Consider the following 13909-nt stretch of genomic DNA (forward strand, 5'->3'; position numbering starts at 1 on the left):
TATCTTAGGGAAAACATCCTTAGGGTATTTTTTTATGAAAAAAAGGGGGTAAAAATGAATATACGAGAATTGTTTGAGAGGAAAAAATTAGTTTTTTCATTTGAGGTGTTTCCACCAAAAAGTACATCACCAGTAAAAACTATATATACTGCATTGAATGAATTAAAAGAATTAAATCCAGATTTTATAAGTGTAACTTATGGAGCTGGAGGCAGTAATGTAGACAATAAAACATCAGAGATATCATCTCTTATTAAGAATGTATATGGAATAGAGGGGATAGCACATCTTACTTGTATAGGGCAAAACAAAGAAAATATTGACTTTATAAAAGAAAGATTAAAGCTTGAAGGTGTTGAAAATATATTGGCACTAAGAGGAGATGATAATGGAAGTCTAGGGCTTGGGGATTTCAAATATGCAAATAACCTTATGGATTATTTAAAGGATGAGTTTAATATAATAGGAGCATGTTATCCAGAAGGACATATAGAAAATAAGGATATTAAACTTGAAATTGAAAACATGAAAAGAAAAGAAGAGGCAGGATGCACAAGCTTTATAAGTCAATTATTCTTTTCAAATGATATGTATTATGACTTTTTAGAAAAAGCTAGAGCTGCAGGAGTTAAGGCGCCTATTCAAGCTGGAATTATGCCAGTTATAAATAAAAAGCAAATAGAAAGAATAGGAAGCCTTTGTGGCGCAGAAATACCATTAAAGTTTAAAAAGATAATGGAGAAGTATGAGCATAATAAAGAAGCTTTAAGAGAAGCTGGAATAGCTTATGCAGTTGAGCAAATAGTAGATCTTTCTTCAAGCTCTGTAGATGGAATTCACTTATATACAATGAATAATCCATATGTAGCAAGAAGAATAAAAGAAAATATAAAAACAGTATTAGAAGCTGTAAATGAGAAGGAGATTATAGTATGAAAAAAGTAGAAAGTTTTGAATTAGACCACAGATTAGTAAAGGCACCATATATAAGAAAGTGTTGTACACTTAATGGAGAAAAAGGGGATATAGTAACTAAGTTTGATATAAGATTTCTTCAACCAAATGAAGATAGCTTTGGAACAGCAGCTATGCACGGACTTGAGCATTTATTAGCACACTTTTTAAGAGATTCAGTAGAGGGAATAATAGATTTTTCACCAATGGGATGTAGAACAGGATTTTATTTAAGTATTTGGGGAGACAGAGAAGCTAAAGAGATAAAAGATGCAGTAGAAGATGGACTAAAAAAAGTTTTAGAAGCAACAGAAATTCCAGCAAATAATCCAATTCAATGCGGAAATTATAAAGATTTATCTCTTTTTGGAGCTAAAGAATATGCAAAAATCGCTTTAGAAAAAGAGTTTTCTTTAAACATTTATGGATAATTTAAATATACCATTAGAAGAAGTTTTAAGGTATTTAGGATATAAAGGTCAGGCTTTAGAAGAAGATTTTCTTGAAAAGGTAAAAGAAATAAGAGAAAAGTCTAAAGCTTTCTTTAGACCTAAATTTGTCTATGAGTCTTATGGAATAAAGAAAATTAATGGTGAAATACTAATAGAGGGTACAACCCTTAAATTAAAAAGTGATGATATAAATAATCTTTTAAAAGATTCAGAAAAGATGTACTTAATGGCAGTAACTCTTGGAAATGATATAGAAAAATTAATAAGAAGATATGAAAGAATAAGTATGACTGATGCTTTAATATTAGATGCTTGTGCAACAACTGCAATAGAAGAATATATAGATAATTTAGAGGCGGATATAAAGCTTAGGGAACTAAAAGAAGAGGAGAACTTTACTTTTAGATATAGCCCAGGCTATGGAGACCTTTCTTTAGATGTTCAAAAAGAAATTATAAATGTATTGAATTGCCAAAGAAGAATAGGACTTACAGCTTCAGAAAATAAGATATTATTTCCTAGGAAATCAGTAACTGCTATTTTAGGTGTTATTAAAGGTGAGAAAAAGAAGAAGTCTTGTGCAAACTGTAAGAATTATAAGACTTGTATGTTTAGAAAAGAAGGTGATGTATGTGGATGTTCGTAAATATTTAGAAGAAGAGATACTTGTTTTTGACGGTGCGATGGGCACAATGTTACAGAGTGCAGGATTGAAGCTAGGTGAAATACCAGAGAAGTATAATATAGAAAAGAGAGAGGTTATTATAGATATACATAAAAAGTATATTGAAAGTGGAGCAAATGTAATAACAACAAATACCTTTGGAGCAAATGAATTAAAATTAAAAGAGTGTGAGTATTCTGTTGAAGAAATAATAAAAAGTGGAATAGAAAATGGGAAAAAAGCAGTAGAAGGAACTGACACAAAAATTGCTTTAGATATAGGACCAATAGGTGAGCTTTTAAAGCCTATGGGAACATTAAGCTTTGAGGATGCTATAGAAATTTTTAAAAGACAAATAAAGGTAGGATATGCAGAAGGTGTAGATATAATATTAATAGAAACTATGACAGACCTTTATGAAGCAAAAGCCGCAATAATTGCTGCAAAAGAAACTTGTAATCTCCCAATCTTTTGTACAATGACTTTTGAAGAAGATGAAAGAACTTTTACAGGATGTACACCTGAGAGTATGGCATTGACTTTAGAAGGATTAGGTGTAGATGCATTAGGGATTAATTGTTCTTTAGGACCAAAAGAGCTTAAAAATATTATAGAGAGAATAATAAAGGTTACAAATGTGCCAATTATGATTCAACCAAATGCAGGACTTCCTAAAGTTGTAAATGGTGAAACTATTTTTGAAATAACTAAGGAAGATTTTAGAGATAGTGTTTTAGAGTATGTTAAAAAGGGAGTATCTATAATTGGTGGATGTTGTGGAACAAAGCCAGAGTTTATAAAAGAACTTTCATTAATAAGAGAAAATAATAAGAGAGTAAAGAGAGAATATATTTCACTATATGGTACATGTTCTCCCTCAAAAGCAGTCTTTATAGATAATGGACCTAGGGTTATTGGAGAGAGAATAAATCCAACAGGGAAAAAGAAATTTAAAGAAGCTTTAATAAATAAAGATTTGGATTATATTTTAGGGCAAGGTCTTGAGCAAGTTGAGGGTGGAGCTGAGATATTAGATGTTAATGTAGGACTTCCAGAAATTGATGAAGAAGTTATGATGGAAGAGGCTATTGTAGAATTACAAGCTATTATAGATTTGCCTCTTCAAATAGACTCTAATAAAAAGAATGTAATAGAAAAAGGGTTAAGGATATATAATGGAAAGCCAATAGTTAATTCTGTAAATGGAGAAGAAGAAGTTTTAGAAAATATACTTCCAATAGTAAAAAAATATGGAGCAGCTGTAGTTGGATTAACTTTAGATAGTAGAGGCATTCCAGAAAAAGCTGAAGAAAGATTTAATATAGCTAAAAGGATAGTAGATAAAGCTTTAGAGTATGGAATAAAAAGAGAAGATGTATATATAGACTGTTTAGCATTAACTGTATCTGCACAGCAAAAAGAAGTAATGGAAACAGTAAAAGCTATAAAAATGGTTAAAGAAAAGCTTGGAGTAAAAACTGTTCTTGGAGTATCTAATATTTCCTTTGGGCTTCCAAATAGAAGTATAATAAATGAAACCTTTCTAGCAGTTGCATTAGGAGCAGGTTTAGATTTACCTATAATGAATCCTAATACAAGTGGAATGATGGGCGTTGTAGATTCATTTAGAGTTCTAAATAATAATGATGTAAACTCAGAAAAGTATATAGAAAAGTATGGGAATATAAAGATTGAAAAAAATATAAGTGGAAGTAAAAGTATAGAAAAAGATAAAGAGAGTGGAACATTAGAAGAAGCTATTTTAAAAGGATTTAAAGGAAGAACAAAAGAAATAACATTAGAGCTTTTAAAAGAAAAAACTGAGCTTCAATTAGTAAATGAACACTTAATACCAGCCTTAGATAAAGTTGGTGAAAAATATGAAAAAGGAATAATATTTTTACCACAACTTATACAAGCAGCAGAAACTGTGAAAATAGCCTTCGATATTATTAAAGAAAGAATAATCGAAAAAGGAAATGAAAAAGTTGAAAAAGGAACTATAGTTCTTGCAACAGTAGAAGGAGATATCCATGATATTGGTAAGAATATAGTTAAAGTAATTTTAGAAAACTATGGTTATAAAATAATAGATTTAGGAAAAGACGTTAAGGTTCAAAAGGTTGTAGATGTCGTTTTAAAAGAAAAAGTAAAATTAGTTGGATTAAGTGCACTTATGACAACAACAGTAAAATCTATGGAAAATACTATAATAAGACTAAGAGAACAAGGCTATAAAGGACATATAATGGTAGGAGGAGCTGTGCTTACTCCAGATTATGCAGAAAAAATAGGAGCTGACTTTTACGCAAAAGATGCTAAGGAGTCTGTGAATATAGCTAAAGATATCTTTAAATAAAAAAGAGGCAAAAGCCTCTTTTTTATTTTCCTTCATTTCTATTAGAAACACCATTCTCATCTTGTAATTTAAACTTACTGATAGTTTGAAGTGAAACATCTGCCATAGTATTTAAAGAAATAGCAGACTTATGAACTATATCACTAGAGTCTATTAATTTATCAGTAGAAGAACTTATATCATCAGCAAAAAGTGAAATTTGACTAGCTGATTTAGAAATGCTATTTATTTTATCTAGAATTTTAGTGTTATTTTCTACTACTAAATTAGAAGAGGTTTTTAGCATGTCCACTTTAGGTGTAACATTTTTTACTGAATCAGATATTTCTTCAAAAGCACCTAAAGATTGTTTTATTATACTTTTCTGATTTTCTAAGTTTTCAGATAAAACAGAAGTTTTATTGAATAATTCATTTGAGCTTTGAAGAACAGTTGAAATAAGATTATTTATGTTTATTGAAGATTCCTTAGTTTGGATAGATAAATTTCTTATTTCATTAGATACAACAGAAAAACCTTTTCCAGCTTCACCAGCTCTAGCAGCTTCAATTGCAGCGTTTAAAGCAAGTAAGTTAGTTTGTTCTGCTATTTGATTTATAATTCCTGTAATTTCATCAACCTGCTCAATCTTATTTTTCATTTCTTTTATAACAGTTAGGAAGTCAGCAAATATTGAATTAAATTCAACAAAAGAGTGGTTTAAAGAAGCCATTTCTTTAGAACTTGCTAAAGCCTTTTCATCCATATTTGATGTTATTGAAGAAATTTCATTAATATCATGCATGTTGTGCTCAATATGCTCTCTAAATTTATCAAGCTCACTTGCAACAGAATTAATATCAAAGGTTTCTGCATTTAAATTAGTAGAAATGTCAGAAATTGATTTAGAAATATCTGTAGTAAAGTTTTTAAGATCATTTGATAAACCAGTAAGCTGTTCAGACTGTCTTGTCATACAAGAAGAGTTATCAGTTATTTCTTTAATTAAATCCATTGTAGAAACTTGCAGTTCATCAACAGCCTTAGAAATAGGCCCAAGTTCATCTTCTCTATGGAAGTGCTTTTCCTTTATTCTATAGAAATAGTCTCCTTGTGCTAAGAATTCAAAGTGAATTCTAAAGTTGTTAAGAAGCCTTGCAAGAGGCTCTAATGTTTTGTAAGTTAAATAAGTAACTATACAAACGCTTATAGTGATTAAAACTGCACCTAATAGAAATAGCTTAGAATCTATACTACCAAAAATAGATTCGCTACTAATATTTAAAGAGGACAATTCTTTAGAAATAATACCTTTTATTATGAAGGTATATAAAGTAATAGCTACAAGAAACGTTATAAAAAATATAATTCCTACCCTACTGGAAATTTTAGTTTTTACACTTTTTTTTCTGTCAAAATCAAAATTGACACTCATAAATTCACACCCTTTTTTTTTACAATAATACACTTACAATTTTATACTAAAAATGGTAAAAATTCAAACAAAAAGGAACATATTTAAACAAAAATACATTCCTTTCTATATTATTTCCTCTTTTTTAGATTTAAAATTGTGGTTTCTAATTCATTTCGATATTTTTTATTAAAATCTTTTAGTTTTATATAAAGAGTTTCCTTTGATTTTAAAGTTAAAACAATTGAGTAATCAACTTTCTTTATAGTAGAAATATCTTTAAATAAAATATCTTTATTACGAATAATTCCAGCTAAAGTTAATCTATCTTCCTTTATAGAAAGAAAATCCATATATAAATGGAATGATCTATAAGCTAGTATAAAGAAAATTATTATAGCAATTGCACTACTTATAATATTTAACATACTTGGCTTAATTGTAAGAAGAATTCTTATTCTCCAAATGTCCCAAAGGATTAAAAAGAATGATGATAAAAGAAGCGGAAAAGCTCCTCTATAAGTTTTTTTCATTAGTTGCACCTGCCTTCCATTTGCAAAATCTATTATGAAGGATAAAAAAATATTTTACAAATGAAACTTTTTTAAAATTTTCTTAGTCTAAAGGTTAAAGAAGAAAAAAAGGGGAGATTGAGAGATGAAAATAAAATTAAAGGTAAAACATTTAATTATAATTCCAATAATATTATTTATAATAATTCCAAACTTACTTTACTTTGTTGGAAGAACTATGTTTTCAATAGGATGGCAGTTTGATAGTGGAATAACTACGAGGGAATATTCTTATGGAGTTTTAAATCTTTATACAAAGTGGCCAAAGGTTTTAAGCCCATTTGAGGGAGAGGCTTACTTTTATATGGGGAGGACAAAATATGATTATAATATACAATATGTAAGTAATGGCTTTGAACAGGTAATAGGGGGACAGATTCCATTTGGAAGTTATGAAGATGCTTTAAAGCTTCATGAGAAAGGATTAAAGAATAGTGAGGGATTAGATTATTCTTTAAATTCAGTAGCCTTATTTAATTTATATATGGAAAAAGGTGAAGTAGAAAAGGCTAAAGGAATAATTGAAGATAGCTTAAAGAAAGAGAGTTATAAGGAAAATTCAGCAGGAAAGGTTTTAGATATTCAATTAAAGATAATGGAAGGAAATATAGATGAGGCTAAGAAGCTTTATAAAGAATATTACAAAGAAAGTAGAAATGGTATTGTAGAAAAAATGCTTTCCATAGATATGGATTATTATAATGTTGATAAAAGAAACCTTGGTGATAAAATGAAATTTTATAATGAAAAAAGCTTTTTACAAGAACTTGGTGACACTATAAATGTTCCAAGAGTATATGAATTAGTGAAATATGACAATGAGGGAAAAGGTGAAAAAATAGTAGGAGATGTAACTATAAAAGGAAAGATTACTTTAGAAGGAAAGCCTTTAAAATATGTGCCAATTATAGTTGGACAAGTTGGATTTAGTGAATATACAAGTAGTTTAAGTTATGGGCAGGTAAATGGAAATATTATTTATACAGATGAAAATGGTAATTATGAAATAAAAAAAATGCCAGAGATGGAAATTACAAATGTATCTCCTATTTTATCTGTAGATATTGGAGAAAAATATTTTACTGAAGAAAAATATTTAGAAAATACAAAAAATAATAAGATATATGAAGTAAATTTAGATTATAAAGAAAGAATGAAAATAGATGTAGATGAGAATTTAAAACTTGAAGGAAATAAATTTGATATAAACTTTGAAAAAGTAGAGGGAGCCGATTATTACTATACATCACTTATGTTTATAGATGGGATAAGTGGAATGCATGAAGGGATAAAAACAAAGGAAAATAAAGTTTCAGTTCCATTGATTAATGGAAGCTTTGGTACCTTTAAAACTTATATAAGAAGAGAATATCTTATGGATACAAGAGATGAAGCTGACATAATAGGAGGTGGGGAACCTGTTATGGAAATGGGGCAAATTGATGAGACTTCTTATGGGGGAAGGTACAAAAAGGATGAGATTGACTATGTAGAAGTAAAGGCAATAAAAATAGTAAATGGAAAAGAAATAATAATAAATTCTAATAGAATAAAAACAAATATAGAAGGAAAAGAAGTAAAAGAAAATGAAGGAATAAAACTTTTAAATGAAGGTAAAATTGAAGAAGGGGAAGAGTTCCTTTTAAATAAAATAAAAGAAGAGGGATACAGACCAGAATATATATATCCTTTAATTCGATTAAATACTAATCACTATACATTTGATTACAGTATGAATTTGAAGGAGTTTTATACAAAGGAAAGATTAGATAAAGCAAAAAAATCAGAGGAAGTTTTACTAAAGGAGCTTTATAAAATAAACGAAAATAAAGATGAGATTAGTTATTTAAAAGGGGAATATGAAAGCTTTTATCAGATGTATGAAAGCGAGGAGTAAATTTTATGGAAATAATGAGAGGGACTGAGGTTTTAAGGGTTATAAAAAGCGACAGGGAAAAAGCTTTTGAGGATATTGTACTAGAATTTAGTGATAGAATATATAATCTAGCAAAGCTTTATACAAGAAATGAAGAATTGAGTAAAGATATAACCCAAGAAGCCTTAATAAAAATATATAGATATTTAGATAATTTTAAAGGCGATAGTGCAATATATACATGGATATATAAGATTACAATAAATACTTGCAAAACAATGTGTATAAGAGAAAAAAAATACAATAATATTGAAGATATAACATTTATAAAAGAAGAAGGCTATGAAGAAAAAGTCATTGAAAATTTAGAAAAAGGGTATTTATTAGAAGCACTAGAAAGATTGAAAAAAGAATACAAGACAGTTTTATATCTTTATTACTATGAAGATTTAAAAATAAAAGAAATAAGTGAAGTTTTAGAAAAAAGAGAAGGAACAATAAAAACTTGGCTTAAAAGAGGAAAAGATGCTTTAGAAAAGGAGCTTTTAAAATATGAAAAATGATAGATTAGAAAAAGAACTTAAAAATAGCTTCAAAAAGACTTTTAGCGAGCAAAAGCTTGGAAAAGATTTTTATAATAAATTAGAAGAAAGATTAGAAAAAGAAAAAATAGAAGAAAAAAGCCTAAAAAGAAAAATAGAAGTTTTAATGGAGCGAGAAATAGAAATAGATATAAGAGGGATAATAGGAGTAGCAATTATAATGTTAATGCTACCAACAATCTTTTCATTAAAAGAAATAACAGAAGAATATAAAGAAGAAGTAAAAAGTCAGATTGTATTAAATAAGAAGTAGGGTTTAAGGTAGAGCATAGGTTTATTATTTTTAAATTTGGTATATAGTTAATCTATAAATAAAATTTCTTAAGGAGGATTATATGGATAAGAAAACATCATTTGGTAAAGAGTGTGTGGAAAAGGTAGAAAATTTCATAGTAGAATGTAAAACTATAATAGGGAATGAAACATATAAGTGTGCAATTAATGCATTTAATAATGCAAATATAAAAATATGGAATAGAATAGATAGTAAAAAAAAATATACTCCAGTGTTTATAGATGAAAATTTTTATTCAGAGTTGTTATTAGAACATTTAAGGAGTAAAAAATCTTTTGTATATAAGATTTTTAATAACATTAATATTCAAAATAAAATCTTAGAGTTATTTCAGAAAGAAAAAGAAAATATTTGTTTAGAAATGATACCAAATCAAACAGATTTCTTTTGGTATATATCAAATAATAAAATAAAACCTGTTAAGTTTCTTAAAAACAAGATTATTATTGATGATGAAATAGAAATAGAAAATAATATTCAAAATATAACTAATTTATTAATGGAGAAAAAAATTGTTCCTAATATTTTTATAATTATAGTTATGATATCATTTTTATCGAATTTTAGATTGAATGGTGGATTACATCAAGTTGCATATTATCCAGTATATCAGAAGATATTTATAGAAGTATTAGATGATGATAATCAAGAAGAAAAAAAGTTAAAGGAATATTTACTAAATACATTAAATTATGGTTGGGGAACTCATGTTATAAGAGATAAGAGAAATATAATAGATATATTAAATTTACAAGATAAGCACATCGAAATAGACCAATTTATAAAGCAATATGAAAAAATAATTTTATCGGAATCTGTGAATAACTTATATGAATTTCGGCATTATCACTGTTGGGGAAATATTTTATGGAATATTAAATATAAAAGTGGAGGTATGAATTGTGAGAAATAAATTAATGCAATATATAAAAAGTTCAAAATATATACTTATGGAAGGTGCAATTTTAGAAAGATTAAAGCATGAGTTTCATATTAATATTGATAATAATGTTGCGTTAGCTAATATAGTTTATGATGATGTGAATAAGGAAAAAATAAAATTTATTTATAAAGAATATATTGAAACTTCAATTAAATATAATATTCCTATTATGATTACTACGCCAACTAGAAGAGCGAATTTTGAAAGAATTAATAATTCAATTTATGATAAGAACATTATAAAAGATAATGTAAATATGATCGAAGATATTAGAAAAGAATTTAATACTGATAAAATATTTATAGGGGGACTAATGGGATGTAGTGGAGATGCCTATAGCAATACAACAGAACACACTGTTGAAAGTGCATATAAGTTCCATTCATGGCAAGCAAAGTTATTCAGTGAAACAAAAATAGATTTTTTATATGCAGGTATAATGCCTACATTAATAGAATCATTAGGTATAGCTAAAGCGATGAGTGACACAAATATTCCATATATTATAAGTTTTATGATAAATAAAGAAGGGACTTTATTAGATGGAACATTTATTTCAGATGCTATTAAAGAAATAGATTGTAGAACTGAGAATAAACCATTATTTTATATGTCTAATTGTGTATATCCCACTGTAGTGTTTCGGGCATTAGAAAATGAGGTTAATAATAATGAAATAGTTAGAGAAAGATTCAGAGGAATTCAATGTAATGCTTCAGATAAAGAATACGATAAATTAAATGACTCTGGAGTCTTAGAAACAAGTAATGCAATTAAATATATTAAAAGTTTAGTGCCTTTGCTTGGAAAAAATATAAAAGTAATTGGTGGGTGTTGTGGTACTAACAATACTCATATAGAAGCTATTGCAAAGTTAATATCTGAAATTTAAATATTTTAGATATTATTGAAGGAGAAAAGTATGAAAAATTTATTGTTAATTGGGTATTCACCTTTGATTATAAAAAATTTAGAGTATAGAAATGATATAAAAATATTTATTGTTGAAGAAGAAGAATTATTTATAGCAAATAATTTTAAAAAAAAGGAAATAATTAAATCACCAATTGTTGGAGACTTGATTTTTAGCAAGTATATGAATGATTTAGAGTTTATGGAAGCTGTAGAGTATATAAATGAGTCTAACAAGATAGATGGAGTATACGCTATACGAGATTATGCTGTAAGAGCTGCTGCTGAAATTATTTCTAAATTCGAATTACGAGGAATAGGAATAGAGGCATAAAAAATATTAACAAATAAAATTTTACTAAGAGATTTTTGTAAAAAGTGTAACATTCCTCACCCTAGATTTGAAAAAATTGACTCTTTGGAAGAACTAAAATATTTCTATAAAGGTAGTGATATTATTTTTAAGCCAACAAATAGACAAGCTAGTTTGGGGATAAGTAAGATATCTTCAGAAGATGAGATAGGTGAAGCGTGGAAGTATACAACAAAAGCAGAAGAATCTAAAAAGCAAGTAATAAAAAGAAATTTTAAAGAGGAATTTATTGCAGAAGAATATATAGATGGTTATGAAGTGAGTGTAGAGTCGTTTGTTCAAAATGGAAAAAGTATATTTAAGGATATTCAGTAGATCCTAAAACACAATTATATTTAATAAATGAGGAAACTGCTCCAATTATAAGATTTATATTTGAGGGTTATATTAACGGGAGTGGATATAATGATATAGTAAGTGAGTTAAATAAAAAAGGATTAAAGACAGCAAAGGGAAATAAGTTTACAGTATCTACAATAAAAGATATCTTGAAGAATGAAAAATACATTGGAACTTATACTTACAATAAAGCAGAAGCAAAGAATGTAGATGGAAAGAGGAATTCTCACAAATCAAAGGATGAAGACCAAATAATTAAAATAGAGGGTGGAATGTCAGCTATTATTGATAAAAAGGACTTTGAAGAAGTTAAGAGAATTATGGAAAGAAATAAAAAAATCCATAATACCTACAATGCAAAAGAAGTTTATTTGCTTTCTGGGTTGATTGAATGTGGTGAGTGTGGTGCTAAAATGAATGGCAATATATCTTATTATAAAAATAATGGAGAAAAGTTAAGGTATATAATGTATCGTTGTACTTCAAAATCAGGGGATAGCAAGGATCATACTAAAAGTATAAAAAGAGATATAATAGAAGAATATATTTTAACAGAGATGGAGAAAGTTATTTTTTCAGATCAAGCCATAAATTATTTAGTGAAAGAGTTAAGTAAGTTTTCAAATACTAAAGGAAAACAATTGCAAGATGAATTAAAATTTACTAAAAATAAGTTATCTAAAATAGAAAAGGATATAGAAAACATTTTATTAGCAGTTGCAGAAGGGAATAGACATGCTAGTTTAATGGACAGGCTATCTAAATTAGAAGAAGAGAAAGAAGGTTTAGTTATTCAATTGGAAGAGACTAAATTAAGTTATCCAGATACAGAACCAATTACAGCTTCTTATTTAAAGAAGATATTTAAGCAACATAAAGATATATTAGAACAAAGGGAGAAGCAACTTATAAAGAAGTTTATTGCGTTATATGTAGAGAAAGTTATGGTGTTTGAGGACTACGTAGATGTAGTCTTTAAATTATCACCACTTTTGGTTGAGCGTAGTTACGGTGAAGCGTATCATAGGTAGTTAGATTTAAAAATATGTTACAATAAGATGAATTTGAAAAGAAGTGTATTTAAGGAGAGTATTATGTTAAATAAATTAACTGATAGAGTGTATTATATGGATTTTGTTCAGCAAGGTGATAGACCAGTACTTGGATTGATTGTTGGTGATAAGTGTTCACTTGTTGTTGATGGAGGGAATGGAAAGGCACATGCTGAAGAGTTTTTAAGTTATGTGGAAAAGCTTAATATTCCTAAGATAAAGTATCTTGTTTTAACTCATTGGCATTGGGACCATGTATTTGGAATTACTACCATTGATGCAATTAACATAGTAAATAAAAGGTCTAATGAAAAGTTAAAATGGATGAAGGAATTGAGTTGGAGTGATAAAGCTATTAGGGAAAGAGTTTTAACAGGGGAAGAGATAGAGTTTTGTGAGGAACATATAAAAATAGAGCATCCAAACAATGATAGAAATTTTGAAATTCCATCTGCAGATATAATATTTGATGATGAAATATTAATTGATTTAGGTGGAGTAAAGGTTAAAGTGGAAAGGGTGAATGTGGACCATGCTTCAGATTCCTGTTTGGTTACAGCAGTTGAAGAAAAGGTTACATTTATGGGTGATTCAATGTACCTTGATATGTATCATGGAGAATGGAGCTATTCAAGAGAAAAGCTATATCCTTATTTAGAAAAGCTTTTTAAAATTAATTCAAACTTTTATATACCAGCACATCATCCTTTATATAATAAAGAAGACTTTATAAAATTCACTAAACATATAAAAGAAATAGGTGATATTGTAGGAAACTCAACTGATATTGAACAATGTACTTTGTTATTAAAAGAAGCTCGTGGTAGTGAATTGTCAGAGTGGGATATTGAAGATATAAGAGGCTTTGTATCACATAATAAAAAATTGAAAAAACTAGTCTAGAATAAAGAAAATGGCTATCATTATTTTTGTTAATGATAGCCATTTTAAATTTACTAATTATTTTCTTGTAAATTTCTAAGTTTTCTTTTTAATTTAGCAACTATTTTAGGGCTTGTTCCTTTGTTGCTTAATAAGTGTAGTCTAGCTTCTAGTTGTAATTTTTGTTGTTCTATTGACATATCTCTCACCTCAAAATTTATTTAAGTAAATGTTTAACTTT

General features: G+C 27.7%; 16 protein-coding genes. 13 read left to right on the forward strand and 3 right to left on the reverse strand.

Annotation, left to right across the window (positions count from 1 at the left end; genetic code table 11):
• Window positions 1-54: 54 nt before the first annotated feature.
• The 4 genes from metF to ACRC28_RS16570 are packed head-to-tail and all read left to right on the forward strand — an operon-like array spanning window position 55 to window position 4429.
• Window positions 55-936, forward strand: coding sequence for a methylenetetrahydrofolate reductase [NAD(P)H] (gene metF / locus ACRC28_RS16555; RefSeq protein ID WP_438544551.1), 882 nt, complete (start codon window positions 55-57; stop codon window positions 934-936).
• Window positions 933-1385, forward strand: a complete 453-nt coding sequence (locus ACRC28_RS16560; protein ID WP_438544552.1) for an S-ribosylhomocysteine lyase — start codon at window positions 933-935, stop codon at window positions 1383-1385. The genes metF and ACRC28_RS16560 overlap by 4 nt, the downstream gene beginning before the upstream one ends.
• On the forward strand, window positions 1378-2052 hold the full coding sequence (locus ACRC28_RS16565; protein ID WP_438544553.1) for a methionine synthase: 675 nt from the start codon (window positions 1378-1380) through the stop codon (window positions 2050-2052). Before ACRC28_RS16560 ends, ACRC28_RS16565 begins: the two co-directional genes overlap by 8 nt.
• Window positions 2039-4429: a homocysteine S-methyltransferase family protein gene (locus ACRC28_RS16570; RefSeq protein WP_438544596.1), complete on the forward strand. Its 2391-nt coding sequence runs from the start codon at window positions 2039-2041 to the stop codon at window positions 4427-4429. Before ACRC28_RS16565 ends, ACRC28_RS16570 begins: the two co-directional genes overlap by 14 nt.
• 22 nt (window positions 4430-4451) lie before the next feature.
• Here the strand turns inward: ACRC28_RS16570 and ACRC28_RS16575 are convergent, their stop codons facing one another.
• Window positions 4452-5843, reverse strand: coding sequence for a methyl-accepting chemotaxis protein (locus tag ACRC28_RS16575; protein ID WP_438544554.1), 1392 nt, complete (start codon window positions 5841-5843; stop codon window positions 4452-4454).
• 110 nt (window positions 5844-5953) lie between these two features.
• Window positions 5954-6355, reverse strand: coding sequence for a hypothetical protein (locus ACRC28_RS16580; RefSeq protein WP_438544555.1), 402 nt, complete (start codon window positions 6353-6355; stop codon window positions 5954-5956).
• A gap of 124 nt (window positions 6356-6479) precedes the next feature.
• Between ACRC28_RS16580 and ACRC28_RS16585 the strand changes: the two genes are divergently transcribed.
• The 9 genes from ACRC28_RS16585 (at window position 6480) to ACRC28_RS16625 (ending at window position 13689) form a co-directional block, all read left to right on the forward strand.
• Complete coding sequence (locus tag ACRC28_RS16585; RefSeq protein WP_438544556.1) at window positions 6480-8291, forward strand: tetratricopeptide repeat protein; 1812 nt, start codon at window positions 6480-6482, stop codon at window positions 8289-8291.
• Window positions 8292-8296: 5 nt separating this feature from the next.
• Window positions 8297-8833 (forward strand): RNA polymerase sigma factor, encoded by a 537-nt coding sequence (locus tag ACRC28_RS16590; protein ID WP_438544557.1) that lies wholly within the window; start codon window positions 8297-8299, stop codon window positions 8831-8833.
• On the forward strand, window positions 8823-9125 hold the full coding sequence (locus tag ACRC28_RS16595; RefSeq protein ID WP_438544558.1) for a hypothetical protein: 303 nt from the start codon (window positions 8823-8825) through the stop codon (window positions 9123-9125). Before ACRC28_RS16590 ends, ACRC28_RS16595 begins: the two co-directional genes overlap by 11 nt.
• Before the next feature lie 82 nt (window positions 9126-9207).
• Window positions 9208-10080 carry a hypothetical protein gene (locus ACRC28_RS16600; RefSeq protein WP_438544559.1) on the forward strand — a complete coding sequence of 291 codons (873 nt, stop codon included), beginning with the start codon at window positions 9208-9210 and terminating at the stop codon, window positions 10078-10080.
• On the forward strand, window positions 10070-11002 hold the full coding sequence (locus tag ACRC28_RS16605; RefSeq protein ID WP_438544560.1) for a homocysteine S-methyltransferase family protein: 933 nt from the start codon (window positions 10070-10072) through the stop codon (window positions 11000-11002). The genes ACRC28_RS16600 and ACRC28_RS16605 overlap by 11 nt, the downstream gene beginning before the upstream one ends.
• A 30-nt stretch (window positions 11003-11032) precedes the next feature.
• Complete coding sequence (locus tag ACRC28_RS16610; RefSeq protein ID WP_438544561.1) at window positions 11033-11356, forward strand: hypothetical protein; 324 nt, start codon at window positions 11033-11035, stop codon at window positions 11354-11356.
• A gap of 18 nt (window positions 11357-11374) precedes the next feature.
• Window positions 11375-11710 carry an ATP-grasp domain-containing protein gene (locus ACRC28_RS16615; protein WP_438544597.1) on the forward strand — a complete coding sequence of 112 codons (336 nt, stop codon included), beginning with the start codon at window positions 11375-11377 and terminating at the stop codon, window positions 11708-11710.
• A 23-nt stretch (window positions 11711-11733) separates the two neighbouring features.
• Complete coding sequence (locus ACRC28_RS16620) at window positions 11734-12765, forward strand: recombinase family protein (RefSeq protein WP_438544598.1); 1032 nt, start codon at window positions 11734-11736, stop codon at window positions 12763-12765.
• Between the two features lie 63 nt (window positions 12766-12828).
• Complete coding sequence (locus ACRC28_RS16625; protein ID WP_438544562.1) at window positions 12829-13689, forward strand: MBL fold metallo-hydrolase; 861 nt, start codon at window positions 12829-12831, stop codon at window positions 13687-13689.
• Window positions 13690-13742: 53 nt separating this feature from the next.
• On the opposite strand, the gene ACRC28_RS16630 is transcribed toward ACRC28_RS16625, so the two are convergent.
• Entirely contained in the window at window positions 13743-13868 is a 126-nt protein-coding gene (locus tag ACRC28_RS16630) for a hypothetical protein (protein WP_438544563.1), read from the reverse strand.
• Window positions 13869-13909: the final 41 nt, after the last annotated feature.

Origin of the sequence: Clostridium sp. (assembly GCF_051650885.1) — a bacterium.
Lineage (GTDB): Bacteria > Bacillota > Clostridia > Clostridiales > Clostridiaceae > Clostridium.

Coding starts and splice junctions, on each gene's coding strand:
- ACRC28_RS16585 (WP_438544556.1), top strand. CDS start 6,480: ATGAAAATAAAATTAAAGGTAAAACATTTAATTATAATTCCAATAATA.
- ACRC28_RS16610 (WP_438544561.1), top strand. CDS start 11,033: ATGAAAAATTTATTGTTAATTGGGTATTCACCTTTGATTATAAAAAAT.
- ACRC28_RS16575 (WP_438544554.1), bottom strand. CDS start 5,843: ATGAGTGTCAATTTTGATTTTGACAGAAAAAAAAGTGTAAAAACTAAA.
- ACRC28_RS16565 (WP_438544553.1), top strand. CDS start 1,378: ATGGATAATTTAAATATACCATTAGAAGAAGTTTTAAGGTATTTAGGA.
- ACRC28_RS16630 (WP_438544563.1), bottom strand. CDS start 13,868: ATGTCAATAGAACAACAAAAATTACAACTAGAAGCTAGACTACACTTA.
- ACRC28_RS16600 (WP_438544559.1), top strand. CDS start 9,208: ATGGATAAGAAAACATCATTTGGTAAAGAGTGTGTGGAAAAGGTAGAA.
- ACRC28_RS16580 (WP_438544555.1), bottom strand. CDS start 6,355: ATGAAAAAAACTTATAGAGGAGCTTTTCCGCTTCTTTTATCATCATTC.
- ACRC28_RS16625 (WP_438544562.1), top strand. CDS start 12,829: ATGTTAAATAAATTAACTGATAGAGTGTATTATATGGATTTTGTTCAG.
- ACRC28_RS16595 (WP_438544558.1), top strand. CDS start 8,823: ATGAAAAATGATAGATTAGAAAAAGAACTTAAAAATAGCTTCAAAAAG.
- ACRC28_RS16560 (WP_438544552.1), top strand. CDS start 933: ATGAAAAAAGTAGAAAGTTTTGAATTAGACCACAGATTAGTAAAGGCA.
- metF (WP_438544551.1), top strand. CDS start 55: ATGAATATACGAGAATTGTTTGAGAGGAAAAAATTAGTTTTTTCATTT.
- ACRC28_RS16590 (WP_438544557.1), top strand. CDS start 8,297: ATGGAAATAATGAGAGGGACTGAGGTTTTAAGGGTTATAAAAAGCGAC.